Source organism: Pseudomonas gozinkensis, from assembly GCF_014863585.1.
Classification (GTDB): domain Bacteria; phylum Pseudomonadota; class Gammaproteobacteria; order Pseudomonadales; family Pseudomonadaceae; genus Aquipseudomonas; species Aquipseudomonas gozinkensis.
Map to the genome: position 1 here is coordinate 1 of NZ_CP062253.1, position 24,329 is coordinate 24,329.

The 24,329-nt window shown below is 58.8% G+C and carries 22 protein-coding genes and 1 pseudogene; 12 read left to right on the forward strand and 11 right to left on the reverse strand.

Features of this window, described 5'->3' with window-relative positions:
• From dnaA to dinD, 5 genes are all read left to right on the forward strand, one after another.
• Complete coding sequence (gene dnaA / locus IHQ43_RS00005; protein WP_192562945.1) at positions 1-1,524, forward strand: chromosomal replication initiator protein DnaA; 1,524 nt, start codon at positions 1-3, stop codon at positions 1,522-1,524.
• A 39-nt stretch (positions 1,525-1,563) separates the two neighbouring features.
• Positions 1,564-2,667 carry a DNA polymerase III subunit beta gene (gene dnaN / locus IHQ43_RS00010; RefSeq protein WP_192562946.1) on the forward strand — a complete coding sequence of 368 codons (1,104 nt, stop codon included), beginning with the start codon at positions 1,564-1,566 and terminating at the stop codon, positions 2,665-2,667.
• Positions 2,668-2,681: 14 nt separating this feature from the next.
• On the forward strand, positions 2,682-3,785 hold the full coding sequence (gene recF / locus IHQ43_RS00015; RefSeq protein WP_003220208.1) for a DNA replication/repair protein RecF: 1,104 nt from the start codon (positions 2,682-2,684) through the stop codon (positions 3,783-3,785).
• Positions 3,786-3,790: 5 nt separating this feature from the next.
• Positions 3,791-6,208 carry a DNA topoisomerase (ATP-hydrolyzing) subunit B gene (gene gyrB / locus IHQ43_RS00020; RefSeq protein ID WP_011331734.1) on the forward strand — a complete coding sequence of 806 codons (2,418 nt, stop codon included), beginning with the start codon at positions 3,791-3,793 and terminating at the stop codon, positions 6,206-6,208.
• Positions 6,209-6,422: 214 nt separating this feature from the next.
• Positions 6,423-7,241, forward strand: a complete 819-nt coding sequence (dinD, locus tag IHQ43_RS00025) for a DNA damage-inducible protein D (protein ID WP_192562947.1) — start codon at positions 6,423-6,425, stop codon at positions 7,239-7,241.
• Positions 7,242-7,255: 14 nt separating this feature from the next.
• Here the strand turns inward: dinD and IHQ43_RS00030 are convergent, their stop codons facing one another.
• A complete protein-coding gene (locus IHQ43_RS00030) occupies positions 7,256-7,975 on the reverse strand; it encodes a response regulator transcription factor (RefSeq protein WP_007954125.1) in 720 nt (239 codons plus the stop codon).
• A gap of 166 nt (positions 7,976-8,141) precedes the next feature.
• Here IHQ43_RS00030 and IHQ43_RS00035 point away from each other — a divergent pair, with 166 nt between their 5' ends.
• Positions 8,142-9,683 (forward strand): sensor histidine kinase, encoded by a 1,542-nt coding sequence (locus tag IHQ43_RS00035; protein WP_192562948.1) that lies wholly within the window; start codon positions 8,142-8,144, stop codon positions 9,681-9,683.
• A 157-nt stretch (positions 9,684-9,840) separates the two neighbouring features.
• Here the strand turns inward: IHQ43_RS00035 and IHQ43_RS00040 are convergent, their stop codons facing one another.
• From IHQ43_RS00040 to glyQ, 4 genes are all read right to left on the reverse strand, one after another.
• Positions 9,841-10,620, reverse strand: coding sequence for a lysophospholipid acyltransferase family protein (locus tag IHQ43_RS00040; RefSeq protein WP_192562949.1), 780 nt, complete (start codon positions 10,618-10,620; stop codon positions 9,841-9,843).
• A gap of 82 nt (positions 10,621-10,702) precedes the next feature.
• Positions 10,703-11,242 carry a D-glycero-beta-D-manno-heptose 1,7-bisphosphate 7-phosphatase gene (gmhB, locus tag IHQ43_RS00045; RefSeq protein ID WP_166742338.1) on the reverse strand — a complete coding sequence of 180 codons (540 nt, stop codon included), beginning with the start codon at positions 11,240-11,242 and terminating at the stop codon, positions 10,703-10,705.
• 4 nt (positions 11,243-11,246) lie between these two features.
• Positions 11,247-13,301 carry a glycine--tRNA ligase subunit beta gene (glyS, locus tag IHQ43_RS00050; protein ID WP_007954113.1) on the reverse strand — a complete coding sequence of 685 codons (2,055 nt, stop codon included), beginning with the start codon at positions 13,299-13,301 and terminating at the stop codon, positions 11,247-11,249.
• The gene (glyQ, locus tag IHQ43_RS00055) at positions 13,298-14,251 is read right to left on the reverse strand and encodes a glycine--tRNA ligase subunit alpha (protein ID WP_003187265.1); all 954 of its coding nucleotides are present in this window, start codon (positions 14,249-14,251) and stop codon (positions 13,298-13,300) included. Before glyQ ends, glyS begins: the two co-directional genes overlap by 4 nt.
• An 81-nt stretch (positions 14,252-14,332) precedes the next feature.
• On the opposite strand from glyQ, the gene tag reads away from it, so the two are divergent.
• Both tag and IHQ43_RS00065 read left to right on the forward strand, forming a co-directional pair.
• Positions 14,333-14,890 (forward strand): DNA-3-methyladenine glycosylase I, encoded by a 558-nt coding sequence (gene tag / locus IHQ43_RS00060; RefSeq protein ID WP_007954111.1) that lies wholly within the window; start codon positions 14,333-14,335, stop codon positions 14,888-14,890.
• Between the two features lie 40 nt (positions 14,891-14,930).
• Positions 14,931-15,818 (forward strand): lysophospholipid acyltransferase, encoded by an 888-nt coding sequence (locus tag IHQ43_RS00065; RefSeq protein ID WP_039764942.1) that lies wholly within the window; start codon positions 14,931-14,933, stop codon positions 15,816-15,818.
• A 51-nt stretch (positions 15,819-15,869) separates the two neighbouring features.
• Here the strand turns inward: IHQ43_RS00065 and IHQ43_RS00070 are convergent, their stop codons facing one another.
• From IHQ43_RS00070 to def, 5 genes are all read right to left on the reverse strand, one after another.
• Entirely contained in the window at positions 15,870-16,184 is a 315-nt protein-coding gene (locus IHQ43_RS00070; RefSeq protein WP_192562950.1) for a tetratricopeptide repeat protein, read from the reverse strand.
• A gap of 174 nt (positions 16,185-16,358) precedes the next feature.
• Positions 16,359-17,735, reverse strand: a complete 1,377-nt coding sequence (trkA, locus tag IHQ43_RS00075) for a Trk system potassium transporter TrkA (RefSeq protein WP_007954108.1) — start codon at positions 17,733-17,735, stop codon at positions 16,359-16,361.
• 22 nt (positions 17,736-17,757) lie between these two features.
• A complete protein-coding gene (gene rsmB, locus IHQ43_RS00080) occupies positions 17,758-19,068 on the reverse strand; it encodes a 16S rRNA (cytosine(967)-C(5))-methyltransferase RsmB (RefSeq protein ID WP_192562951.1) in 1,311 nt (436 codons plus the stop codon).
• Complete coding sequence (fmt, locus tag IHQ43_RS00085) at positions 19,065-20,024, reverse strand: methionyl-tRNA formyltransferase (RefSeq protein WP_192562952.1); 960 nt, start codon at positions 20,022-20,024, stop codon at positions 19,065-19,067. Before fmt ends, rsmB begins: the two co-directional genes overlap by 4 nt.
• 56 nt (positions 20,025-20,080) lie before the next feature.
• Positions 20,081-20,587 (reverse strand): peptide deformylase, encoded by a 507-nt coding sequence (gene def / locus IHQ43_RS00090; RefSeq protein WP_007954104.1) that lies wholly within the window; start codon positions 20,585-20,587, stop codon positions 20,081-20,083.
• A gap of 169 nt (positions 20,588-20,756) precedes the next feature.
• Between def and IHQ43_RS00095 the strand changes: the two genes are divergently transcribed.
• The 4 genes and pseudogenes from IHQ43_RS00095 to IHQ43_RS00110 all read left to right on the forward strand — a co-directional run bounded on the left by IHQ43_RS00095 (position 20,757) and on the right by IHQ43_RS00110 (position 23,790).
• The gene (locus IHQ43_RS00095; protein WP_007954103.1) at positions 20,757-21,782 is read left to right on the forward strand and encodes a LysM peptidoglycan-binding domain-containing protein; all 1,026 of its coding nucleotides are present in this window, start codon (positions 20,757-20,759) and stop codon (positions 21,780-21,782) included.
• A 79-nt stretch (positions 21,783-21,861) separates the two neighbouring features.
• A pseudogene (locus IHQ43_RS00100) lies at positions 21,862-22,548 on the forward strand (DNA-processing protein DprA); the annotation flags it as partial.
• A gap of 176 nt (positions 22,549-22,724) precedes the next feature.
• Positions 22,725-23,036, forward strand: a complete 312-nt coding sequence (locus IHQ43_RS00105) for a helix-turn-helix transcriptional regulator (RefSeq protein ID WP_192562953.1) — start codon at positions 22,725-22,727, stop codon at positions 23,034-23,036.
• Positions 23,037-23,184: 148 nt separating this feature from the next.
• A complete protein-coding gene (locus IHQ43_RS00110) occupies positions 23,185-23,790 on the forward strand; it encodes a hypothetical protein (protein ID WP_192562954.1) in 606 nt (201 codons plus the stop codon).
• Here the strand turns inward: IHQ43_RS00110 and IHQ43_RS00115 are convergent, their stop codons facing one another.
• On the reverse strand, positions 23,791-24,243 hold the full coding sequence (locus tag IHQ43_RS00115; RefSeq protein ID WP_192562955.1) for a hypothetical protein: 453 nt from the start codon (positions 24,241-24,243) through the stop codon (positions 23,791-23,793).
• Positions 24,244-24,329 lie beyond the last annotated feature (86 nt).

Genomic DNA, 24,329 nt, shown 5'->3' on the forward strand with positions numbered 1-24,329 from the left:
GTGTCAGTGGAACTTTGGCAGCAGTGCGTGGAGCTTTTGCGCGAAGAGCTGCCTGCCCAACAATTCAACACCTGGATCCGTCCACTACAGGTCGAAGCCGAAGGCGACGAGTTGCGCGTCTACGCACCGAACCGTTTTGTTCTGGACTGGGTCAACGAAAAGTACCTGGGTCGTGTCCTTGAACTGCTGGATGAGCATGGCAACGGTCTGGCACCGTCGCTTTCCTTATTAATAGGCAGCAAACGCAGTTCGGCGCCGCGTGCCGCACCGAATGCGCCATTGGCCGCTGCGCAAGTCTCCCAGGCTCAGGTGAACGCCGCGCCGGCCAGCGCTCCGGCGCCAGCCCCGACCGCTGCACCGACCAAGCGCTCGACGCAGAAAACCGAAGAAATCAGTGAAGAGCCGTCCCGCGACAGCTTCGATCCGATGGCCGGTGCCGCTTCGCAACAAGCTCCGGTTCGCGCCGAACAGCGCACCGTGCAGGTCGAAGGCGCGCTCAAGCACACCAGCTACCTGAACCGCACCTTCACCTTCGAGAACTTCGTCGAAGGTAAATCCAACCAGCTCGCCCGTGCGGCGGCCTGGCAGGTGGCAGACAACCCGAAGCACGGCTACAACCCGCTCTTCCTTTATGGTGGCGTGGGTCTGGGTAAGACGCACTTGATGCACGCGGTGGGCAACCACCTGCTAAAGAAGAACCCGAATGCCAAGGTCGTGTACCTGCATTCCGAGCGTTTCGTGGCCGACATGGTCAAGGCGCTGCAACTGAACGCGATCAACGAGTTCAAGCGTTTTTACCGTTCGGTGGACGCCCTGTTGATCGACGACATTCAGTTCTTCGCCCGCAAGGAACGTTCCCAGGAAGAGTTTTTCCACACCTTCAACGCCCTGCTTGAAGGTGGCCAGCAGGTCATCCTCACCAGTGACCGCTACCCGAAAGAAATCGAAGGACTGGAAGAGCGCCTCAAATCCCGCTTCGGCTGGGGCCTGACGGTCGCCGTCGAGCCGCCGGAACTGGAAACCCGCGTAGCGATCTTGATGAAAAAGGCCGACCAGGCCAAAGTCGAGTTGCCTCACGATGCGGCGTTCTTCATTGCCCAGCGCATTCGCTCCAACGTCCGTGAGCTGGAAGGCGCGCTGAAACGCGTGATCGCCCACTCGCACTTCATGGGCCGCGACATCACCATCGAGTTGATTCGCGAATCCCTGAAAGACCTGTTGGCGCTGCAGGACAAACTGGTCTCTGTGGATAACATTCAGCGCACGGTCGCCGAGTACTACAAGATCAAGATCTCCGACCTGCTGTCCAAACGCCGCTCGCGTTCGGTCGCGCGTCCGCGTCAGGTGGCCATGGCATTGTCCAAGGAACTGACCAACCACAGCCTGCCGGAAATCGGCGATGTGTTTGGCGGCCGCGACCACACGACCGTGTTGCACGCCTGCCGCAAGATCAACGAACTTAAGGAATCCGACGCGGACATCCGCGAGGACTACAAGAACCTGCTGCGTACACTGACTACTTGATGAACACCAGCGCAGCTTATTAAGGCAAGGGACTAGACCATGCATTTCACCATTCAACGCGAAGCCCTGTTGAAACCCCTGCAACTGGTCGCAGGCGTCGTCGAGCGCCGACAGACCTTGCCGGTACTGTCCAACGTGCTGTTGGTCGTCGATGGCCAGCAACTGTCGCTGACCGGTACCGACCTCGAAGTCGAGCTGGTCGGTCGGGTGCAACTCGAAGAGCCGGCTGAAACTGGCTCCATCACCGTGCCCGCGCGCAAGCTGATGGATATCTGCAAAAGCCTGCCGAACGATGCGCTGATCGACATCAAGGTCGATGAGCAGAAGCTGGTGGTGAAAGCCGGCCGTAGCCGTTTCACCCTGTCGACCCTGCCGGCCAATGACTTCCCGACTGTGGAAGAAGGCCCGGGCTCGCTGACTACCAGCCTGGATCAAAGCAAGCTGCGTCGCCTGATTGAACGCACCAGTTTCGCCATGGCCCAGCAGGATGTGCGTTACTACCTCAACGGCATGTTGCTGGAAGTGTCGACTGGCATTATTCGTGCCGTGGCCACCGACGGTCACCGTCTGGCCATGTGCTCGATGCAGGCCGACATCGGTCAGCAGGAACGCCATCAGGTGATCGTGCCGCGTAAAGGTATTCTCGAACTGGCGCGTTTGCTCACCGAGCCGGACGGCAACGTCAGCATCGTCCTGGGCCAGCACCACATTCGTGCGACCACCGGCGAATTCACCTTCACCTCGAAACTGGTCGACGGCAAATTCCCGGATTACGAGCGCGTGCTGCCGAAGGGCGGCGACAAACTGGTACTGGGTGATCGTCAGGCGTTGCGTGAAGCGTTCAGCCGTACCGCGATTCTGTCCAACGAGAAGTACCGCGGCATCCGTCTGCAACTGGCCAGTGGTCAGCTGAAGATCCAGGCCAACAACCCGGAGCAGGAAGAGGCGGAAGAAGAAGTAGGCGTGGAATACAACGGCGGCTCCCTGGAGATCGGCTTCAACGTCAGCTATCTGCTGGACGTGCTGGGCGTGATGACCACCGAGCAGGTTCGTCTGATCCTGTCCGACTCCAACAGCAGTGCGCTGGTGCAAGAGTCCGACAATGACGATTCGGCTTATGTTGTCATGCCGATGCGTCTGTAATCAGCTGACTCTGGATGTCGCTAAGTCGCGTCTCGGTCACCGCGGTGCGCAATTTGCACCCGGTGACCTTCTCCCCCTCTCCCCGAATCAACATTCTTTACGGCGCCAACGGCAGCGGCAAAACCAGTGTTCTGGAAGCCATTCATCTGCTGGGGCTTGCCCGTTCGTTTCGTAGTACGCGGCTGTTGCCGGTCATCCAGTATGAGCAGCTTGCCTGCACCGTATTCGGTCAGGTCGAGCTCGCGGAAGGTGGCCACAGTGCACTGGGGATATCCCGCGATCGTCAGGGCGAGTTCCAGATCCGCATCGACGGTCAGAATGCGCGCAGCGCCGCACAACTGGCGGAGATCCTGCCGCTGCAGTTGATCAACCCCGACAGCTTCCGCCTGCTGGAAGGTGCGCCGAAGATTCGCCGGCAGTTCCTCGACTGGGGTGTGTTCCACGTCGAGCCGCGGTTCATGGCCACCTGGCAGCGTTTGCAGAAGGCCTTGCGCCAGAGAAACTCCTGGCTGCGGCATGGTACACTTGACGCCGTTTCGCAAGCGGTTTGGGACAGGGAACTGTGCCAGGCCAGCGCTGAAATCGATGAATACCGCCGCGCTTACATCAAAGCCTTGAAACCAGTCTTTGAACAAACCTTGAGCGAACTGGTTGAGCTCGAAGGTTTGACGCTCAGCTATTACCGAGGCTGGGACAAGGACCGGGAATTGAGCGCCGTACTTGCCGGATCCGTGCAACGGGACCAGCAAATGGGTCATACCCAGGCCGGGCCACAACGGGCTGACTTGCGTCTTAGATTGGGCGCACACAATGCCGCGGACATCTTGTCCCGGGGTCAGCAGAAGTTGGTGGTCTGTGCGCTGCGGATTGCCCAGGGGCACCTGGTGAGCCAGGCCCGACGCGGCCAGTGTATTTATCTGGTGGATGACTTGCCGTCCGAACTGGACGAGAGCCACCGTCGCGCGTTGTGCCGCTTGCTGGAAGACTTACGCTGCCAGGTCTTTATCACCTGTGTAGATCACGAATTACTGAGGGAAGGCTGGCAGACGGAAACGCCAGTCGCTCTGTTCCACGTGGAACAGGGCCGTATCACCCAGACCCACGACCATCGGGAGTGAAGGCATTGAGCGAAGAAAATACGTACGACTCATCGAGCATTAAAGTGCTGAAAGGCCTGGATGCCGTGCGCAAACGTCCCGGTATGTACATTGGTGACACCGACGATGGCAGCGGTCTGCACCACATGGTGTTCGAGGTGGTCGACAACTCGATCGACGAAGCCCTCGCCGGCCACTGCGACGACATCAGCATCATCATCCACCCGGATGAGTCCATCACCGTTAAAGACAACGGTCGTGGCATCCCGGTAGACGTGCACAAAGAGGAAGGCGTTTCCGCCGCCGAGGTCATCATGACCGTCCTCCACGCTGGCGGTAAGTTCGACGACAACTCCTACAAGGTATCCGGCGGTCTGCACGGTGTAGGTGTTTCGGTTGTGAACGCGCTTTCCGAAGAGCTGGTTCTGACTGTTCGCCGCAGCGGCAAGATCTGGGAACAGACCTATGTCCATGGCGTACCTCAGGCTCCGATGGCCATCGTTGGCGACAGCGAAACAACCGGTACCCAGATTCACTTCAAGGCTTCCAGCGAAACCTTCAAGAACATTCACTTCAGCTGGGACATCCTGGCCAAGCGCATTCGTGAACTGTCCTTCCTCAACTCCGGTGTCGGCATCGTCCTCAAGGATGAGCGCAGCGGCAAGGAAGAGCTGTTCAAGTACGAAGGCGGCCTGCGTGCTTTCGTTGAATACCTGAACACCAACAAGACTGCGGTCAACCAGGTGTTCCACTTCAACATCCAGCGTGAAGACGGCATCGGCGTGGAAATCGCCCTGCAGTGGAACGACAGCTTCAACGAGAACCTGTTGTGCTTCACCAACAACATTCCGCAGCGCGACGGCGGCACCCACCTGGTGGGCTTCCGTTCCGCACTGACGCGTAACCTGAACAACTACATCGAGCAGGAAGGTCTGGCTAAGAAGCACAAAGTCGCCACCACCGGTGACGATGCCCGTGAAGGCCTGACCGCGATCATCTCGGTGAAGGTGCCGGATCCGAAGTTCAGCTCCCAGACCAAAGACAAGCTGGTGTCTTCCGAAGTGAAGACCGCGGTCGAACAGGAAATGGGCAAGTACTTCTCCGACTTCCTGCTGGAAAACCCGAACGAAGCCAAACTGGTCGTCGGCAAGATGATCGACGCTGCCCGTGCCCGTGAAGCCGCGCGCAAGGCCCGTGAGATGACCCGCCGCAAAGGCGCGCTGGACATCGCCGGCCTGCCAGGCAAGCTCGCTGACTGCCAGGAAAAAGACCCGGCGCTGTCCGAACTGTACCTCGTGGAAGGTGACTCCGCGGGCGGCTCTGCCAAGCAGGGACGTAACCGCAAGACCCAGGCCATCCTGCCGCTGAAGGGCAAGATCCTCAACGTCGAGAAAGCACGTTTCGACAAGATGATCTCGTCCCAGGAAGTGGGCACCTTGATCACCGCGCTGGGCTGCGGTATCGGTCGCGAAGAGTACAACATCGACAAGCTGCGCTATCACAACATCATCATCATGACCGATGCTGACGTCGACGGTTCGCACATCCGTACCCTGCTGCTGACCTTCTTCTTCCGTCAGTTGCCTGAACTGATCGAGCGCGGCTACATCTACATTGCCCAGCCGCCGCTGTACAAGGTCAAGAAAGGCAAGCAAGAGCAATACATCAAAGACGACGACGCCATGGAAGAGTACATGACGCAGTCGGCTCTGGAAGATGCGAGCCTGCACCTGAACGAAGACGCCCCGGGCATTTCCGGTGAAGCGCTGGAGCGTCTGGTGAACGACTTCCGCATGGTGATGAAGACCCTCAAGCGTCTGTCGCGCCTGTACCCGCAGGAACTGACCGAGCACTTCATCTACCTGCCGGCCGTGAGCCTGGAAATGCTCGGCGACCACGCCAAGATGCAAGACTGGCTGGCCCAGTACGAAGTCCGTCTGCGCACCGTCGAGAAGTCGGGCCTGGTCTACAAGGCCAGCCTGCGTGAAGACCGTGAACGTGGTGTGTGGCTGCCAGAGGTCGAGCTGATCTCCCACGGCCTGTCGAACTACGTCACCTTCAACCGCGACTTCTTCGGCAGCAACGACTACAAGACCGTCGTCACCCTCGGCGCTCAACTGAGCACCCTGCTCGACGAAGGCGCGTACATCCAGCGTGGCGAGCGCAAGAAAGCGGTCACCGAGTTCAAGGAAGCCCTGGACTGGCTGATGGCCGAAAGCACCAAGCGCCACACCATTCAGCGATACAAAGGTCTGGGCGAAATGAACCCGGATCAGCTGTGGGAAACCACCATGGACCCAAGCGTGCGTCGCATGCTGAAAGTCACCATCGAAGACGCCATTGGCGCGGACCAGATCTTCAACACCCTGATGGGTGATGCGGTCGAACCTCGCCGTGACTTCATCGAGAGCAATGCTTTGGCGGTTTCCAACCTGGATTTTTGATCACTTTGCACGCATAACCGAAGTCATACCAAGCCCGGTGGATCTTTGATTCATCGGGTTTTTTTATGTTCGAATGCGCCACTAAACCGACGGCCTTTTTCCGACAACAATGTATGCATTTGTAAGCCACCATTGATTCTATGGAGGTGTCAGTGTGAATCTCTTCCGGGTCAAAGGAAGGATTCAGATCACCCCAATCCGCGGAGGATTTACCTTGAGCGAGCAGCACCGGTCTTTCGAAGACCTGAAGCACCAATCGGAAGATGGCTTTGAATTCTGGTCCGCCCGAGAGCTCGCCCCTCTCCTGGAGTACCGTGATTGGCGAAACTTCGAAAACGTCATTAGCAAAGCCGTGCAAGCCTGCGAACTCAGTAATCATCGCATCGCAGACCATTTCGTTGACGTCACCAAAATGGTTTTGTTGGGGTCCGGTTCCCGGCGGTCAGTGAAGGATATTCAGCTTTCTCGGTATGCCTGTTATCTGATAGTTCAAAACGGAGACCCGATCAAACCGGTTATTGCCGCGGGGCAGACTTATTTCGCAATCCAGACCCGACGTCAGGAATTGGCGGACGACGTTTCATTTCAGAAGCTGAAGGATGATCAGAAGCGCCTGCTTTTGCGTAATGAGTTACGTGAGCACAACAAGCAATTGGTGGAAGTAGCACAACAGGCCGGCGTTGAAACCGGCCTGGACTTTGCCATTTTCCAGAATCACGGTTACCAAGGGCTATATGGCGGCCTTGATCAGAAAGCTATCCATCAACGAAAAGGGCTTAAAAAGAGCCAGAAAATTCTTGATCATATGGGTTCAACCGAACTGGCTGCTAACTTGTTCCGTGCTACACAAGCGGAGGACAAATTGCGGCGTGATAACGTCCAAGGCAAGCAGCAGGCCAATAAAGTCCATCTGGACGTCGGTAGAAAGGTGCGAGAAACCATCGCAGAGCTTGGCGGTACCATGCCGGAAGATTTACCGGTTCCGGAGAGCAGCATTAAAGAGATTGAGTCCGCAGCCAAGAAATTACAGTGATTTCTTGATCCAGGTTACTCGCTGCCTGCCGCCACACTCTCCAACCGATACCCATACCCATAAATCGTCAACAACTGCCAACCCCGATCCGCCGTCAGTCCAAGCTTGTTGCGCAGGCGATAGATATGGGTGTCCAGTGGTCGCGACGTCGACATTTCTTCGTGGGGCCAGAATCGTTCGTACAGATAGTCTCGTGACAGCGGTCGGCCGAGGTTGCTGAACAGGCAATGGGCGAGACGATATTCGCGCTCGGTCATGACGATCGGTTTTCCGTCACGGGTGACGGTCAGTTCGGCGTCGTCGAACACCAGGTCATTGAAACGCAGGACTTCGGCCGGGGCGCTTCGTTGCAGACTGTGCCGACGCAATACCGCCGCCACGCGCGCCTTCAGTTCGTTGGGCCGAAATGGCTTGCTGACGTAATCGTCGGCCCCGGCGTTCAGGGCCTGGACGATGTCGCTCTCACCATCGCGGCTGGTGAGCATGATGGCGGCCGGCGGCGCTTCCATGTGTTCGCGGGTCCAGCGCAACAGCGCCAGGCCGGTGAGGTCGGGCAATTGCCAGTCGAGAATCAGCAGGTCGAAGGTTTCCCGGCGCAACTGTCGCAGCAGGTCTTCACCGCTTTCGAAGCTGTGCAGTGACCAGGGCTGTCCTCCGGCCTCGGCCATTTGTTGCAGGGTCTGCTCGACCCGGCGCAGTTCGGCGGGTTCATCGTCCAGTATCGCAACGCGCATACGCGGTGGTTCCTTGTCGCTCGGGCAATGGGTGCCGGTCTTATCGGCTCACTCCATGCAGTGAAAGTAAGCGGCACGCCGTGGGGTGAGCCGCTATGATTCTTCGGGTCTACGTCCTCAGACCGGCCGCCTATGAAACCATTCAACCCGCCCTGCCCTGTTTCCCATGAATAACCACCGCCGACACGAAAGTCGTGTACCCAGCCAGGTTCAGCGTTTATTCCGGCAACTGGTGCGCGAGTGGGTGTGGATAAGTCTAGTGCTGTTGCCGCTGACTGCACTGCTTTCCTGGCGTGCGCAGATCAATTTGCATGACCCGGCGCCGTTGATGGGCGCGGGACTCTCGGTGACCATGGTCGCGTGTGTACTTGGGTTGCTGCTATGGCGCCCGCGTCTGGCGCTCTGGCTGACATTGGGCGGGATGGCCTGCGTGCTGCTGACCAGTGCGGGTCTGGCGGAGATGAAGCGTTGGTGGTCGCCGACGCCGGCGGTGCTGGGCATGTTGTTCGGTTACTTGATCTGGAACTGGCGACGCCTGAGTGTGGTGCTGACCTACTTCGGCTGGGAGCTGGCGCGGCTGGACAGTGAACCGAAAGTCTTTCCCGAACGGCGTCGGGCGCAGTTTCCCAGCGCGGACCGCTTGCAGGGGCAGATCATGGCGCTTGAGCAAGCCATGAGCCGCACCCGCGATACTCGCCGATTCATCGCCGACGGGCTGGAATATCTGCCGGTCGCGACCCTGATCAGCGATCCCCGGGGGCAAGTCCTGTTGGGCAATCGCAAGGCCCGGAGTCTGTTCGATCACAACCTGGTGGGCGAGGATATCCTCGATCAACTGGCGAGCCTGGGCTATCCGGAGTTGTCCACAGATCCGCGCCCGACGCTCTCCGAGCTGCCTCTGCTGGAGTTTCGTGACCACAAGGAACGTAGCCTGCGCCTGGAACGAGCCGCATTGTTGCCGGTAGATGGAGACCTGCCGATCGGCTGGCTCCTGAGTCTCACCGACCTGAGCGCAGAACGGGCCGCCGAGGAACAACGTGGTGTGTTGCTACGCTTCCTGTCCCATGACCTGCGCGCCCCGCATTCGGCGATTCTCGCTCTGCTCGAGGTACACCGACATCAGACGGGAACGGATTCGCCGCTGTTCGAACAGATTGAGCGCCAGGTACGCCGGGCGCTGGAACTCACCGACGGCTTCGTTCTGTTGGCCCGGGCCGAGTCCGAGGCATATCAGTTTCAACCGAGCCTGTTCGGGATGCTGGTCATGGACGTGCTGGACCAGGCACTGCCCATCGCCCAGCAAAAACGCATCGAACTCTTGAGCGATATGGACGAACAATCCCAGGAGCGCCTGATCCTGGCCGATCAGGGCTTGCTGACCCGCGCACTGTTCAACCTGCTGGAAAATGCGATCAAGTACAGCCCGGCCGGATCCACCGTCGACCTGCGTGTCATTTGCCACGACGACTGGCTGCGTTGTGAACTGACCGATCAAGGCAAAGGCATCGCTTCAGAGGAACTGCCCGATCTGTTCAGCCAGTACCGGCGCTTTTCTTCTGCGCAGGGCATCGATGGTGTGGGGTTGGGGTTGTCGATGGTCAAAGCCGTGGTGGATCACCATGGCGGCCGAATCGAATGCCTGAGCGTGGTCGATCAAGGCACGACATTCCGTCTGGAGCTGCCGCTGATCGCTGAAGAGCAGGCATAAAAAAACCGGCTATATCAGCCGGTTTCCTTACTTCCGAAAAAAACTTATGCACCTTTTACGGTGTTTTAGCAGCTTCGGAAATATATAAGTAAATCAGTCACTTAATTTGATAATTCGGGACTTTGCGAACAAACCGTACACAGGTTATCCACAAATCTCAGACAGCGATCTGATCGTTCGCAGCCGGTGCCTGAGGGGACGGAGGCAGCGAGCCCATTTCCCGTTGCGTCTTTTCGTTCCACGCCTGCACCCGATCATTCAGATCGGCGATGGCGCGAGGGCCGTTGCCTTCGGCGTACATCGGTTCACCAATCACCACGGTGATCACGCCCGGCTTTTTACCCCAACCGATTTTCGGCCAGAACTTGCCGGCATTGTGCGCAATCGGCAGCACTGGAAGCGCCGCATTCACCGCCAATGCGCTACCACTGCGGGAGAACTTGCCGATGGTGCCGTGGGGAACGCGAGTGCCTTCAGGGAAGATCAGCACCCAGACATTGTCCTTGAGCAATTCATCACCTTTTGCTGCGACTTGCTTGAGCGCAGCTTTGGGGTTGTCGCGATCAATCGCGATCGGCCGCAGCATGGCCATGGCCCAGCCGAAGAACGGTACGTACAGCAATTCGCGCTTGAGCACCTGGCTCAAGGGCGAGAAATAAGCGGAGAGAAAGAACGTCTCCCAGGTGCTCTGGTGGTTCGATTGAATCACGCAGGGCCGGTCAGGCACGTTTTCCGCGCCTTTGACTTCGTAACGGATACCGAGGAACACCTTGGTCAACCACAAGGCGCAACGGCACCAGTACACGTTGATGAAACGATAGCGCGCCTTGAACGGCAGAAAGGGCGCGATAAAAAAGCTCAGGCTGCACCACAGCAAGGACGTGGTGCCCAGCAGCAGGTAAAAGAGGAAAATTCTGATGGCCTGCAGTATCGACATGGCGACGTTTACCGTTACGGGCAATGCCCGACTGTTCAAGCGCACTCCCGATCAATCCCTGGTCAGGAACTTCAGAAGCACTCTAGTTGTGGATAAGTTCTGCGGCAATCGCCGCGAGATCGTCAAAAATCAGGGTGCCCACCGGCAAGGTCTTGGCCTGAGTCTTTTCGCCTTTCCCGGTCTTTACCAAAACGGGCTGTGAATCGACGGCTTTGGCGGCCTCCAGGTCACCAAGGCTGTCGCCGACGAACCAGACATTCGTCAGCGCCACGTTGTAATGCTGCGCGATGGTTTTCAACATCCCCGGTTTCGGCTTGCGACAGTCGCAACCCTCGTCCGGCCCATGCGGGCAATACACGATCAGCCCGACTTCACCGCCCTGCTCCGCCACCAGCGTGCGCAGGCGCGCGTGCATGGCGTCGAGGGTGGCGAGGTCGTAGTAGCCGCGAGCAATGCCCGACTGGTTGGTGGCGACCGCCACCGTCCAGCCGGCCTTGCTCAACTGCGCAATCGCTTCGATCGAGCCGGGCAGCGGAATCCACTCCTCCACCGACTTGATGTAAGCGTCGGAGTCGTAATTGATCACTCCGTCCCGATCGAGAATCAGCAGTTTCAACAGCAATCCCTCAACCCAGCAGCGAAATGTCGGCAACGCCCAGGAACAGGCCACGCAGACGCGCCAGCAGCGCGTAACGGTTGGCCCGTACATTGGCGTCTTCGGCATTGACCATCACCGCGTCGAAGAACGCGTCCACCGGTTCGCGCAGGGCAGCCAGACGTGCCAGTGATTCGTTGTACTGACGCGCCGCAGCCATTGGCTGTACAGCCTGGTCCGCTTGCTGGATCGCCGAGTACAGCGAGAACTCGTTGGCGTTGTCGAAGTACTTGGCCTGGACTTCGGTCGGCACCGAGCCTTCCACTTTGCTCAGCAGATTCGACACACGCTTGTTCACCGCCGCCAGCGCTGCCGCTTCCGGCAGTTTGCGGAAGGCCTGAACCGCTTGCACACGCTGGTCGAAGTCCAGCGCCGAACCCGGCTTCAGGGCACGTACCGACAGGTAGGTGGCCACATCCACGCCTTCGTCTTCGTAACGCGCACGCAGACGGTCGAAGATGAACTCCAGCACCGCGTCGTTCAGGCCGGCAGCCTTGACCTTGGCGCCGAACGCATTCACGGCGAAAGCCACGGCGTCGTTCAGGTCCAGATCCAGTTGTTTCTCGATCAGGATCCGCAGCACGCCCAGTGCCGCACGGCGCAGGGCATACGGGTCTTTGCTGCCGGTCGGCAGCATTCCGATACCGAAGATGCCGACCAGGGTGTCGAGCTTGTCGGCGATGGCCACGGCCGCACCGGTCAGGGTGGCAGGCAGTTCAGCGCCGGCACCGCGCGGCATGTACTGCTCGTTCAGCGCCAGGGCGACGTCTTCCGGCTCGCCGTCATTGAGGGCGTAGTAGTAGCCGGCGACACCTTGCATCTCCGGGAACTCGCCGACCATTTCGGTGGCCAGGTCGCACTTGGACAGCAGGCCTGCACGGGCAGCCCACGAAGCGTTGCCGCCAATGCGTGCGGCGATGTACGCGGCCAGTTTCGACACGCGCTCGGCCTTGTCGTAGACGCTGCCGAGTTTTTCCTGGAACACCACGTTCTGCAGGCGATCGTTGAACGCTTCGAGCTTCTGCTTCTTGTCCTGCTTGAAGAAGAATTCGGCGTCAGTCAGACGTGGGCGAACCACCTTCTCGTTACCGGCGATGATCTGCTGCGGGTCTTTGGATTCGATGTTGGCCACGGTAATGAAACGTGGCAGCAACTTGCCGTCGGCATCCAGCAGGCAGAAGTACTTCTGGTTGTCCTGCATGGTGGTGATCAGCGCTTCCTGAGGCACATCGAGGAAACGTTCCTCGAACGAGCACACCAGCGGCACCGGCCACTCGACCAGCGCGGTCACTTCGTCGAGCAGCGCCGGCGGCACGATCGCGGTGCCTTCCTGGCGGGTCGCCAGCTCTTCGGTGCGCTTGCTGATGATTTCGCGACGCTCGTTGGCGTCGGCCAGCACATACGCGGCACGCAGATCGGCCAGGTAGCTCGACGGCGAACCGATGCGCACGCTTTCCGGGTGGTGGAAACGGTGGCCACGGGATTCACGGCCAGCCTTCTGCGCGAGGATCGTGCAGTCGATGACCTGGTCGCCGAGCAGCATTACCAGCCACTGGGTCGGACGCACGAACTCTTCCTTGCGCGCACCCCAACGCATGCGTTTCGGGATCGGCAGGTCGTTCAGCGAGTCTTCGACGATGGTCGGCAGCAGGCTGGCGGTCGGCTTGCCGGCGATGTTCTGGCTGTAGCGCAGTTTCGGACCGCTCTGGTCGATTTCGCTCAGCTCGACGCCGCACTTCTTGGCAAAGCCCAGTGCCGCTTGAGTCGGGTTGCCTTCGGCGTCGAACGCAGCCTGACGTGGCGGGCCGTCGAGGTTGATGCTGCGATCCGGCTGCTGGGTGGCCAGCGCGGTGATCAGCACGGCCAGACGACGCGGCGCGGCGTAGACGGTTTTGGTCTCGTAATTCAGGCCGGCCGCCTGCAGGCCCTTGTCGATACCGGCCAGGAATGCTTCGGCCAGAGTGTTCAGGGCTTTGGGTGGCAGTTCTTCGGTGCCCAGTTCAACCAGAAAATCTTGAGCACTCATTGTGCAGCCTCCAGCTTGGCCAGTACTTCGTCACGCAGGTCCGGGGTTGCCATCGGGAAGCCCAGCTTGGCGCGGGCCAGCAGGTAGGCTTGGGCGACGGAACGCGCCAGGGTGCGAACGCGCAGAATGTATTGCTGACGCGCGGTCACCGAGATCGCCCGGCGTGCGTCCAACAGGTTGAAGGTGTGCGAAGCCTTCAGAACCATTTCGTAGCTTGGCAACGGCAGCGGCTGGTCGAGTTCGATCAGGCGCTTGGCTTCGCTTTCATAGAAGTCGAACAGTTCGAACAGTTTGTCGACGTTGGCGTGTTCGAAGTTGTAGGTGGACTGCTCCACTTCGTTCTGGTGGAACACGTCGCCGTAGGTCACTTTGCCGAACGGACCGTCAGCCCAGACCAGGTCGTAGACCGAGTCCACGCCTTGCAGGTACATGGCCAGACGCTCGAGACCGTAGGTGATCTCGCCGGTCACCGGGTAGCACTCGATGCCGCCCGCCTGCTGGAAGTAAGTGAACTGGGTCACTTCCATGCCGTTCAGCCAGACTTCCCAGCCCAGACCCCAGGCGCCGAGGGTCGGCGATTCCCAGTTGTCTTCGACGAAGCGGATGTCGTGGACCAGCGGGTCCAGGCCGACATGCTTGAGGGAGCCCAGGTACAGCTCCTGGAAGTTGTCCGGGTTCGGCTTCAGGACTACCTGGAACTGGTAGTAGTGCTGCAGACGGTTCGGGTTTTCGCCGTAACGGCCGTCAGTCGGACGGCGGCTTGGCTGCACGTAAGCGGCGTTCCAGGTTTCCGGGCCGATGGCGCGCAGGAATGTCGCGGTGTGGAAAGTGCCGGCGCCTACTTCCATATCGTAGGGCTGAAGTACCACACAACCTTGCTCGGCCCAGTATTGCTGGAGCGCGAGGATCAAGTCTTGGAAGGTACGCACGGCTGGCGTAGGCTGGCTCACGAAATTCACCTGTTTCTTGGGCTGCGATTTAAAGAGCGGGAGTATACCCGATTCAGTCGCACCTCCACCCCCTGGAGCCTTATGCCACGCTGCTTTTGGTGCAACGAAGATCCGCTGTACATGGCTTACCACGATCAGGAGTGGGGTACGCCGCTACGCGATGCGCAGGGTTTGTTCGAGTTGCTTTTGCTCGAAGGGTTCCAGGCCGGGCTTTCGTGGATCACCGTGCTGCGCAAGCGCGAGCGATATCGCGAGGTGCTGTTCGGCTTCGACGTACAGCGCGTGGCGCAGATGAGCGACGCGGAAATCGATGAATTGATGCTCGATCCGGGGATCATTCGCAACCGCCTCAAGCTCAATGCCGCCCGGCGCAATGCCCAGGCGTGGCTGGCGCTGGAGGATCCGGTGGCCTTCCTCTGGTCGTTTGTGGATAACCGCCCGGTGATCAATCATTTCAAGGATCGCAGCGAAGTCCCGGCCATCACCCCGCAAGCCGTGGCCATGAGCAAAGGCCTGAAAAAGGCCGGTTTTACCTTCGTCGGCCCGACCATCTGCTACGCGCTGATGCAGGCCTCGGGCATGGTCATGGATCACACTCAGGACTGTGACCGCTACGCGCAGTTGGTCAACGCCGGTTAGAATGGCCGCCTCGCGCACAGCACAAGATCAGGAGTGACCTGTGGAAAAGTTTAAAGGCGCCATGCTGGTTGGCGCTCTGCGGCTGTTTGCCCTGCTGCCGTGGCGGGCCGTGCAGGCCGTCGGTTCGGCGATCGGCTGGATCATGTGGAAAACCCCCAACCGTTCCCGCGACGTGGTGCGGATCAACCTCGCCAAATGTTTTCCACAGATGGACCCGGCCGAACGCGAACGTCTGGTCGGCCAGAGCCTGAAAGACATCGGCAAGTCCCTGACCGAAAGCGCCTGCGCCTGGATCTGGCCGGCCCAGCGTTCCATCGACCTGGTGCGCGAAGTCGAAGGCCTCGAAGTGCTGAAAGATGCGCTGGCCTCGGGCAAGGGCGTGGTCGGCATCACCAGCCACCTGGGCAACTGGGAAGTGCTCAACCACTTCTATTGCAGCCAGTGCAAACCGATCATTTTCTACCGGCCGCCAAAGCTCAAGGCTGTGGATGAATTGCTGCGCAAACAACGCGTGCAACTGGGCAACAAAGTCGCCGCGTCGACCAAGGAAGGCATCCTCAGTGTCATCAAGGAAGTGCGCAAGGGCGGTCAGGTGGGGATTCCTGCGGACCCGGAGCCGGCAGAATCCGCCGGGATCTTCGTGCCGTTCTTCGCCACCCAGGCCCTGACCAGCAAGTTCGTGCCGAACATGCTCGCCGGTGGCAAGGCAGTCGGCGTATTCCTGCACGCCCTGCGTCTGCCGGACGGTTCCGGCTACAAGGTGATCCTCGAAGCGGCGCCGGAAGCCATGTACAGCACTGACACCGAAACGTCCTGCGCGGCGATGAGCCAAGTGGTCGAGCGTTATGTGGCGGCTTATCCAAGCCAGTACATGTGGAGCATGAAACGCTTCAAGAAGCGTCCGCCGGGCGAGGCGCGCTGGTACTGATCGTCGAGGGGTGTTTGTGGATAACCTGACCAAACGGGTTATCCACAGCAGTCACGGCTTCTGCCGATCGAGCTTCTTCAGAAACACCGTCATTTCCTTCTCGGCCTGCTTGTCGCCATGGGCCCGGGCCGCTTCCAGCCCCTGCTCCCACGCCTGCCGTGCAGCTGGCAGATCCCCAAGCGCCAGTTGCGCCTTGCCCAGCAGTTTCCACGCCGCCGAGTACTTCGGATCGAAGCCGACACAACGCTGGAAATGCTCGGCCGCCCGCGCGTTCTCCCCCAGATCCAGATACCCCTTGCCGAGGCCGAAGCGCAGCAGCGAGTTATCCACACCCTTGGCGAGCATTTTTTCCAGGGATTCGATCATCGGTGGATTCCTTGCATGAGAAGTGTCAGGTCAGAATCATGGTGTTGCTGAAACCGCATCGCTGGCAAGCCAGCTCCCACAGAACTTTCGTTTGTTCACAAGTGCAATGTTCACCCGAGAACTATGTGGGAGCTGGCTTGCCAGCGATGGGGCCAGTGCAGTCAATGACGAAAATCAGAAGAAACTCAGGCCAACGTGGAACAGCTTCTCCACATCGCGAATATGCTTTTTATCCACAAGGAACAGGATCACATGGTCGCCCGCCGCGATCACTGTGTCGTCATGGGCGATGATCACTTCTTCATCGCGGATGATCGCGCCGATGGTGGTCCCCGGCGGCAGTGCGATGTTTTCGATGGCCTTGCCGATGACTTTGCTCGACTTCGAATCGCCATGAGCCACTGCTTCGATGGCTTCCGCCGCGCCCCGGCGCAACGAGTGCACGCTGACGATATCGCCGCGCCGCACGTGGGCGAGCAAGGTGCCGATGGTCGCCAGTTGTGGGCTGATGGCGATGTCGATGTCACCGCCCTGGATCAGGTCGACGTAGGCCGGGTTGTTGATGATCGTCATCACCTTCTTCGCGCCCAGACGCTTGGCCAGCAGGGACGACATGATGTTGGCTTCGTCATCGTTGGTCAGCGCAAGGAAGATGTCCGCGTCGGCGATGTTCTCTTCCAGCAGCAGGTCGCGATCCGACGCGCTGCCCTGCAGCACCACGGTGCTGTCGAGGGTGTCGGAGAGATAGCGACAGCGCGCCGGGTTCATCTCGATGATCTTCACCTGATAGCGGCTTTCGATGGCCTCGGCCAGCCGCTCGCCGATCTGCCCGCCACCGGCGATGACGATGCGCTTGTAGGTTTCGTCGAGGCGGCGCATTTCGCTCATTACGGCGCGAATATTCTCACGGGCAGCGATGAAGAAGACTTCGTCGTCGGCCTCGATCACCGTGTCGCCCTGGGGAAGAATCGGTCGATCACGACGGAAAATCGCCGCCACCCGCGTTTCCACATTCGGCATGTGTTCGCGCAACTGACGCAGTTGCTGACCCACCAGCGGTCCGCCGTAGTAGGCACGAACCGCGACCAGTTGCGCCTGGCCCTCGGCGAAATCGATCACCTGCAAGGCGCCGGGATGCTGGATCAAACGCTTGATGTAGTTGGTGACCACCTGCTCGGGACTGATCAGCACGTCGACCGGAATCGCCTCGTTCTGGAACAGTTGCTCCTCGCGGGTCAGGTACGACGCCTCGCGCACCCGGGCAATCTTGGTCGGTGTGTGGAACAGGGTGTGGGCGACCTGGCAGGCGACCATGTTGGTTTCGTCGCTGTTGGTCACTGCGACCAGCATGTCGGCGTCGTCGGCACCGGCCTGACGCAGAATGTTCGGCAACGAGCCACGGCCCTGCACGGTACGAATGTCGAGGCGGTCGCCAAGATCGCGCAGACGGTCACCGTCAGTGTCGACCACCGTGATGTCATTGGCCTCGCTGGCCAGATGTTCAGCCAGCGAACCGCCAACCTGTCCCGCACCGAGGATGATGATTTTCATCCAGTCACTCCATTGAATCCGTTTAGCCGCGCGCGGCAGCGATCTTGATCAGCTTGGCGTAGTAGAACCCGTCATGCCCGCCCTGCCGGGCCAGCAATTGGCGACCATGGGGCTGCTTGATCCCGGCGGCGGTGGCCAGATCCAGCTCCCGGGCACCCGGTGTGCGCTCAAGGAACGCGGCGATCACTTCGGTGTTCTCGGTCGGCAAGGTCGAGCAGGTGGCGTAGAGCAGGATGCCGCCCACTTCAAGGGTTTTCCACATCGCGTCGAGCAGTTCGCCTTGCAGTTGCGCGAGGGCGGCGATGTCGTCGGCCTGACGGGTCAGCTTGATGTCCGGATGGCGGCGGATCACGCCGGTGGCCGAGCACGGTGCGTCGAGCAGGATGCGCTGGAACGGTTTGCCGTCCCACCACGCTGCCGTGTCGCGACCGTCGGCGGCGATCAGTTCGGCGTTCAGACCGAGGCGTTCGAGGTTTTCCTTCACCCGCACCAGACGCTTGGCTTCCAGGTCCACCGCCACCACACCGGCCAGCGCCGGTTCGGCTTCGAGGATGTGGCAAGTTTTGCCGCCAGGGGCGCAGCAGGCGTCCAGCACTCGCTGGCCCGGCGCGAGGTCGAGCAGGTCGGCGGCCAGTTGTGCGGCTTCGTCCTGCACGCTGATCCAGCCTTCGGCGAAACCCGGCAGGCTACGCACGTCGGTGGCAGCGTCGAGGACGATGCCGTCACGGCTGAAGGTGCATGGCTGCGCGGCGATACCCGCTTCAGCCAGCAGGCCAAGGTACGCGTCGCGGCTGTGATGACGGCGGTTGACCCGCAGGATCATCGGCGGATGCGCGTTGTTGGCTTCGCAGATGGCTTCCCATTGCTCAGGCCAGAAAGCCTTGAGGGATTTTTGCAGCCAGCGCGGGTGAGCGGTGCGCACCACCGGATCGCGTTCCAGTTCGGCGAAGATCGCCTCATGTTCGCGTTGCGCATTGCGCAGTACGGCGTTGAGCAAGCCTTTGGCCCAGGGCTTTTTCAGCTTGTCGGCGCAACCGACGGTTTCGCCGATGGCGGCGTGCGGCGGGACGCGGGTGTAAAGCAACTGATAGAGACCGACCAGCAACAACGCCTCGACATCGGCGTCGGCCGCCTTGAACGGTTTCTGCAGCAGTTTTTCCGCCAGCGCCGACAAACGCGGCTGCCAACGGGCGGTGCCGAATGCCAGGTCCTGGGTGAAGCCGCGATCGCGATCTTCGACCTTGTCCAGTTGCGTCGGCAGGGAGCTGTTGAGCGAAGCCTTGCCGCTCAGGACAGCGGCGAGTGCCTTGGCGGCGGCCAGACGCGGGTTCATTGCGCGTCCACCGCTGCGCCCAGCACGGTGCCGGTGGCGAATTTCTCACGACGGCTGTTGAACAGATCGCTGAAATTCAGCGCCTTGCCGCCGGGCAATTGCAGGCGGGTCAGGCACAGCGCCTGTTCGCCACAGGCGACGAGCAGACCGTCCTTGCTGGCGCCGAGAATGGTGCCCGGTGCGCCTTTGCCTTCGGCCAGTGTCGCCCCCAGCACTTTCAGCGCTTCGCCGTTGAGCGTGCTGTGGGTGATCGGCCATGGATTGAAGGCGCGGACCAGACGTTCCAGTTCGATGGCCGGACGGCTCCAGTCGATGCGTGCTTCGTCCTTGTTCAGTTTGTGCGCGTAAGTGGCGAGCTCGTCGTTCTGCACTTCGCCTTCCAAGGTGCCAGCGGCCAGACCCGCAATCGCCTGTACCACGGCAGGCGGGCCCATTTCGGCGAGGCGGTCGTGGAGGCTGCCGCCGGTGTCTTCGCCGCTGATCGGGGTGACGACCTTGAGCAGCATCGGCCCGGTATCGAGGCCGGCTTCCATGCGCATCACAGTCACGCCGCTTTCGGCGTCGCCCGCTTCCACGGCGCGCTGGATCGGCGCCGCACCGCGCCAGCGCGGCAGTAGCGAGGCGTGGCTGTTGATGCAACCCAGGCGCGGAATATCCAGCACCGCTTGCGGCAGGATCAGGCCGTAGGCGACCACCACCATCAAGTCAGGCTTCAGCGCCGCGAACTCGGCTTGAGCGTCAGCGTTGCGCAGAGTCGGCGGCTGTAACACCTGGATATTGTTTTCCAGAGCGAGCTGTTTGACCGGGCTCGGCATCAGTTTTTGCCCACGACCGGCCGGGCGATCCGGTTGGGTGTAGACCGCAACGATCTCGTAAGGGCTGTCCAGCAGGGCCTTGAGGTGTTCGGCGGCGAATTCCGGGGTGCCGGCAAAAACGATGCGCAGTGGCTCAGTCATGGGGGAGTCTCATAAAAAGAAAAAGGCTTGCCGCAGCAAGCCTTTGGAGAGGGGCATCAAGCGTTCTGGCGGTGCTGCTTTTCCAGTTTCTTCTTGATCCGGTCGCGTTTGAGCGTGGACAGGTAATCGACGAACAACTTGCCGTTGAGGTGGTCGCATTCGTGCTGGATGCATACGGCGAGCAGGCCTTCGGCGATCAGTTCGTAAGGCTTGCCGTCACGGTCCAGGGCCTTGATCTTGACCTTCTGCGGGCGGTCGACGTTTTCGTAGAAACCCGGCACCGAGAGGCAGCCTTCCTGGTACTGCTCCATTTCGTCGGTCAGCGATTCGAACTCGGGGTTGATGAACACCCGCGGTTCGGTGCGGTCTTCGGAAAGGTCCATCACGACGATACGTTTGTGCACGTTGACCTGGGTCGCGGCAAGGCCGATGCCCGGCGCTTCATACATTGTTTCAAACATGTCATCGACCAGCTGACGCACTTCGTCGTCCACTACAGCCACAGGTTTGGCGATAGTGCGCAGACGCGGGTCCGGAAATTCGAGGATGTTCAAAATGGCCATAAGCTTGATTGCTGCACGTGTGAGGTAAAGTCGGGCGATGGCCTGGCGGGTCCGAAGATGCAGGCTACCGTTGTGAAACGTAGCTCCTTGATTTTCAGCATAGAGCAGGGAGCGAGCCACGGGGGCTCTGGCGTTTCACGCGAACGCACATAATAAAGGGATTCACCGCATGAGGAAATCACTACTCGCCCTGCTGTTTCTGGCCTCGGCCGGCGCCGCGCACGGGCAAGTGCAACTCAAGGAAGGTTTTCCACAGCAATACACGGTGGTTTCGGGGGATACGCTCTGGGACATTTCCGGTAAATATTTGCGCGAACCCTGGCAGTGGCCGCAACTGTGGCGGGCCAATCCGCAGATCGAAAACCCCAACCTGATCTATCCCGGCGACACGCTGACGCTCAGTTACGTCAACGGCCAGCCGCGCCTGACCGTCAATCGCGGTGAGTCGCGCGGCACCATCAAGTTGTCGCCACGCATCCGCACCAGCCCGGTAGCGGAGGCGATTCCGAGCATTCCGCTCAAGTCGATCAACAGCTTTCTGCTGAGCAACCGCATCGTCGACAAGGTCGAGGACTTCGACAAGGCGCCGTACATCGTTGCCGGCGATGCCGAACGGGTGCTCAGCGGTACCGGCGACCGGATCTTCGCCCGCGGCCATTTCGATCCGAACCAGCCGGTCTACGGCATCTTCCGCCAGGGCAAGGTCTACACCGATCCGCAGAGCAAGGAGTTTCTGGGGATCAACGCCGACGACATCGGCGGTGGTGAAATCGTCGCCACCGAAGGCGACGTCGCCACCCTTGCCCTGCAACGCACGACCCAGGAAGTGCGCCTCGGCGACCGCTTGTTCAGCGGCGAAGAGCGTTCGATCAACTCGACCTTCATGCCCAGCGCGCCCACCACCGACATCAACGGCCTGATCATTGATGTGCCACGCGGCGTCACACAGATCGGCGCGATGGACGTGGTGACCCTGAACAAAGGCAAACGCGACGGCCTGGCGGAGGGCAACGTGCTGGTGGTGATGAAAACCGGGGAAACCGTTCGCGACCGGATCACCGGCCAACCGCTGAAAATCCCTGATGAACGCGCTGGCTTGCTGATGGTGTTCCGCACCTACGACAAACTCAGTTACGGCCTCGTACTGAACGCATCGCGCTCGCTGGCGGTACTGGACAAGGTGCGAAATCCTTAGCTGGCTTCACAAGTTACCAACAGAGTTATCCACAGCTTGTTCCGAAAGGTTCGGGCCTTATAACGATCAAGGATGATCCATGATGATGCCTGACTCGTCGCCGGTTTCGCCGGCGGAACTGGAAGCGCGCCTGCGCCTGCACCGCTTGCCGGAAATCGGTCCCAAGCGTTTCACCAAACTGCTCGAAGCCTTCGGCTGCGCCTCGAAGGCGATCAGTGCACCGGCCACCGCCTGGCGCTCCTTAGGATTGCCGGCGGCCTGTGCCGAGGCCAGACGTTGCCCTGAAGTTCGCGACGGCGCCAGCCACGCATTGCGCTGGCTAGAGCGGCCGGATCAACATTTGCTGATGTGGGATCAACCGGATTATCCGGCCTTGCTGGCGCAGATTCCCGACCCGCCACCCTTGCTGTTCGTCGCTGGCGACCCGCGGATTCTGGAAAAACCGCAACTGGCGATGGTCGGCAGTCGCCGCGCTTCACGTCCGGGCATGGACACTGCTGCTGCATTTTCCCGCAGTCTCGCGGGGGCGGGATTCGTCATCACTAGCGGCCTGGCGTTGGGCATCGATGCGGCGGCGCATCAAGCCGCTGTCGACGTCGGCGGGCAAACGGTCGGCGTGCTGGGTACCGGTCTGGAAAACTTTTATCCACAGCGCAACCGACGGCTGGCGGACGCGATGATTGCGTGCGGCAGTGCGGTGGTTTCGGAATTCCCTCTGGACACCGGGCCGACGGCGAGCAACTTCCCGAGGCGCAACCGGATCATGATTAGGTAAACCCTTTGTCCGTGTAAATAAAAAATCAGAGAAAGGCGCATTGACCCCTAGACGAAGCCATAGGATACCATTAGCATTCATTCGACCCGTAGCGAGTCATAGGCGGTCATCAAAACCGTGATTACTAATCAAATCACAAGCTAAATATCCGTTGAGAGATCTAACACATGAAATTGATTGACAGTTCTACCGTTACCGAAATGCTCGGTATTAGCAAATCAACACTATATCGTTGGTGTGATATTAAAGAGTCATCAGATGACTTTTTAGGCAGTCTAAGCAGCGCATCTATGTTATCTAAAAAACGCGCGGGCTTAGCAGCTACCATCGGAACCTCTAGCATCGGCGGAAATTTGTTTGAAAAGATGTCAAGTCTGGCTGAGGAGTCTATGGACTTTCCTAGACCTTACCGTGTGGGTCGCGCACTAAAATGGAACGAGGAAGAAATCAAGTCATGGCTTGAAACCCGTAGGGTTTGATTCGCCGAATTGGTTTTTTTGCGAAGCATGAAAACTCCAAAGGTGCGGAAATTGTTCCGCATCGACTAGCTGCTAAATTTCGTTCCGTTTCGGTTTTTGGGGAATTGGCGAGAACCTAGAAAATATAAAACAAAGAGGCGAAGACAAAATGGTCGAGTCTAGTGATATGTTAAAGCTATTTATCCCTTATATACTTGGTACTGGCTTATTAACGGTAATCATAACATTATCCGTGGATAAAACATTTCTACTAATAAACAACCGAAAAGAAAAAAAACACTCATCAATTCGCGTAGCAGTGATATTGGAAAGCTATGCACTTACATGCTCGGACTTTATCAGCGGGAATGAGTATTTTGGTCAGCGTTATGGGCTCAATGAGAAATCATATGATATGACGAATGGAGATAGACCTGTCCTTCAAAACTTCCCGACAGATATAAATTGGAAGGAGATAAAGCCGTCTCTTGCATCCAGAGCGCTTTCGTTGAATGCCGAGGAACTAATGACCAACTCGTTACTGAGTTCGTTGACGGATGATGAGTTCGGTTGGGATAGACTCGCTGAGGTACATAAAATAGTTGGTTACAACGGTTATAAGGCGTGGATGCTGGCAAACGAGTTTCGGGCAGATGTGTCGTTACCGAGAGCAGAAACTCTTCACTTGGAAAAATACGTTGAGAAACATCTAAATCGTTACCATGAAAAAAGTATAAAAGAAGCTAACATGCGCCATAGCTTTTCAATCGACTAACTAAAAAGTGTAAATCTGGACAGTTACACCATTTGTAGAACGCGGGCTTTTAGAGTAGATGTAGTCGCCGGGCGAAAACTCAATGAAAAGGTCATGACTTGAAGTGGATTCAGAACAATGAGCTGAACCAGATGAGTCGATAAAGAAATCAAAATAATGCGTCGTCTTTGTGGGCGCTCCTTTGCCACCGTCTATATATTTCCGTTTTAAACAATCACTTTCCGCACTGAGCATCGCATTATATTTAGCGACCTTAGCCTCAGCCATAGCTTTTGCTACTTCTTTTGAATTCTGAACTGGTTGTTGGGCTTGTAGTATTGGGCTAGATGTCCTGTTGAACGCACTCGGATTCATATAATGCAAACAGGCAAAAAACACGATAGGGAAATAGATAAAGCCTAAAAGAGACGTGTCATTGCTTCGCATAAAGATTTTAGATTTGGTATCTGCCAATTATACCATGTCACATTTCAGACTCACGATTTTGATTTTGCTCTTCTTGGATAATTCTAAAATAACTGTCGCAACCTTTAAATCCG

Excerpts from the sequence above, each read along its gene's own strand:
- fmt (WP_192562952.1), bottom strand. The coding sequence starts at position 20,024 with ATGACTGAGCCACTGCGCATCGTTTTTGCCGGCACCCCGGAATTCGCC.
- dnaN (WP_192562946.1), top strand. The coding sequence starts at position 1,564 with ATGCATTTCACCATTCAACGCGAAGCCCTGTTGAAACCCCTGCAACTG.
- IHQ43_RS00030 (WP_007954125.1), bottom strand. The coding sequence starts at position 7,975 with ATGCGCGTTGCGATACTGGACGATGAACCCGCCGAACTGCGCCGGGTC.
- recF (WP_003220208.1), top strand. The coding sequence starts at position 2,682 with ATGTCGCTAAGTCGCGTCTCGGTCACCGCGGTGCGCAATTTGCACCCG.
- IHQ43_RS00110 (WP_192562954.1), top strand. The coding sequence starts at position 23,185 with ATGGTCGAGTCTAGTGATATGTTAAAGCTATTTATCCCTTATATACTT.
- IHQ43_RS00070 (WP_192562950.1), bottom strand. The coding sequence starts at position 16,184 with ATGATCGAATCCCTGGAAAAAATGCTCGCCAAGGGTGTGGATAACTCG.
- def (WP_007954104.1), bottom strand. The coding sequence starts at position 20,587 with ATGGCCATTTTGAACATCCTCGAATTTCCGGACCCGCGTCTGCGCACT.
- trkA (WP_007954108.1), bottom strand. The coding sequence starts at position 17,735 with ATGAAAATCATCATCCTCGGTGCGGGACAGGTTGGCGGTTCGCTGGCT.
- rsmB (WP_192562951.1), bottom strand. The coding sequence starts at position 19,068 with ATGAACCCGCGTCTGGCCGCCGCCAAGGCACTCGCCGCTGTCCTGAGC.
- glyS (WP_007954113.1), bottom strand. The coding sequence starts at position 13,301 with ATGAGTGCTCAAGATTTTCTGGTTGAACTGGGCACCGAAGAACTGCCA.
- tag (WP_007954111.1), top strand. The coding sequence starts at position 14,333 with ATGCCACGCTGCTTTTGGTGCAACGAAGATCCGCTGTACATGGCTTAC.
- IHQ43_RS00035 (WP_192562948.1), top strand. The coding sequence starts at position 8,142 with ATGAATAACCACCGCCGACACGAAAGTCGTGTACCCAGCCAGGTTCAG.
- IHQ43_RS00105 (WP_192562953.1), top strand. The coding sequence starts at position 22,725 with ATGAAATTGATTGACAGTTCTACCGTTACCGAAATGCTCGGTATTAGC.
- IHQ43_RS00040 (WP_192562949.1), bottom strand. The coding sequence starts at position 10,620 with ATGTCGATACTGCAGGCCATCAGAATTTTCCTCTTTTACCTGCTGCTG.
- IHQ43_RS00095 (WP_007954103.1), top strand. The coding sequence starts at position 20,757 with ATGAGGAAATCACTACTCGCCCTGCTGTTTCTGGCCTCGGCCGGCGCC.